Genomic DNA, 1,821 nt, shown 5'->3' on the forward strand with positions numbered 1-1,821 from the left:
GGAGCGAGCCGCACCAGCAGCGCATGCAGCGGCAGGTCGCGCGACAGGTCGAAGCGGTGCTGCACCAGGCCGTCGAGTCTTGCGGCCAGCGCAGCGTCGCGGTCGGCGGGCGAGAGATCGGAGAGGTCGTCGTGCAGCAGGCGGAAGGCGCCGGCCGGGCGGATGATCTGCACCGGCGCATCGGCCTTGAGCTCGACCGTGCTGCGCAGGCTCTCATGGCGTGCGACCAGCGCCGTCAGCGCGCGATCGAGCGCCTGGGCATCGAGCGCGCCGTCGAGATCGAGCGCGAACGGAATGAGATAGGCGGCCGAGCCGCCTTCGAGCTGATCCAGGAACCAGAGCCGGGTCTGGGCGGCGGACAACGGCAGGTCGACCGGACGGGGCACGGCGACGAAGGCGGTGGCCTGATCGCCGGTCTCGCCGTCGAGGCAGGCGGCGAGGCGGGCAATGGTCGGCTGCTCGAACAGCCGGCGCAGCGGCAGCTCGCGGCCGAACTGGCTGCGCAGGCGGGAGACGAGGCGGGTGGCAAGCAGCGAATGACCGCCGAGGGCGAAGAAATTGTCGTCGATGCCGATCTCGTCGTGGCCGAGCAGCTCGGCCCAGATCGCGGCAAGCGCCTGCTCGGTGGCGGAGCGCGGTGCGCGATGGGGCGCCTCGGAGGCCACGGCGAGGTCCGGCTCGGGCAGGGCCTTGCGGTCGAGCTTGCCGTTGGGGGTGAGCGGCAGCGCATCGAGCGTGACGAACAGCGAAGGCACCATGTAATCTGGCAGCAGGCTGCCGAGATGGCTGCGCAGCTCTGCGATGGACGGCGCAACGCCGTCGCGGCCGACCACATAGGCGACGAGGCGCCGCCCGTGCGGATGCTCCTGCGGCACCACGACGGCAGCAGCGACGCCGTCGTGACGGCGCAGCGCGCTCTCGACCTCGCCGGGCTCGATGCGGAAGCCGCGGATCTTGACCTGATGGTCGGCGCGTCCCAGGAACTCCAGCGTGCCGTCGGCCTGCCTGCGCGCGCGATCACCGGTGCGGTACAGCCGGGTGCCCGGCGGTCCGAACGGATCGGCGATGAAGCGCTCCGCCGTCAACCCGGGACGGTTGATATAGCCGCGCGCGAGACCCGCGCCCGCGACATAGACCTCGCCGACGACGCCGATCGGGACCAGCGCGAGCCGCTCGTCGAGCAGGTGCACCTGCATGTTGTGGACGGGACGGCCGATCGTCGGCGGCGCGTCGTGCGGACCGTCGGAGAACCAGGCGGTGGAATAGACGCTCGCTTCCGTCGGCCCATACAGATTCCAGATCCGGCAGTCCGGCAGCACGGCGCGCGTCCGGTGCACCAGCTCCTCGGGCAGCGCCTCGCCGGCAAGGATCAGCGCGCGCGCGTCGGTCGGCAGCGCCGACATGTCGAGCAGCGCGCGCAACACCGACGGTACGCCACTCAACAGCCGCATGCCGGAGCGGCCGCGATGGGCGATGGCGAGCAGGTCGGATGCGACCTCGATGCACCCACCGCAGCTCAGCGGCGAGAACATCTCCAGCACCGACATGTCGAAATTGATCGAGGACGAGGCGAAGGTCGCCGCCAGCACGTCGGTGCCAACAGCGGCAAAGCTCCAGCGCACGAGATTGACGAGACCACGCTGGGGGATGGCGACGCCCTTGGGGCGGCCGGTGGAGCCGGAGGTGAAGATGACGTAGGCGAGGTCGTCGGGCAGCGGACGATGCCGCGGCCACGCCGGCGGCGGTTGCAGCAGCGCGGGATCGTCGAGCCGGAGCTGCGCGAGATCGTCGGGCAATGCGGCGGTGCTGCCGTCGGTCAGC

General features: G+C 71.2%; 1 protein-coding gene. It reads right to left on the bottom strand.

From position 1 onward, the window contains the following. A partial coding sequence (locus QX128_RS33150; RefSeq protein WP_316239657.1) for an amino acid adenylation domain-containing protein occupies positions 1-1,821 on the bottom strand: 1,821 nt, incomplete at both ends.

The organism is Bradyrhizobium sp. SZCCHNR1015, from assembly GCF_032489875.1.
GTDB lineage: Bacteria > Pseudomonadota > Alphaproteobacteria > Rhizobiales > Xanthobacteraceae > Bradyrhizobium.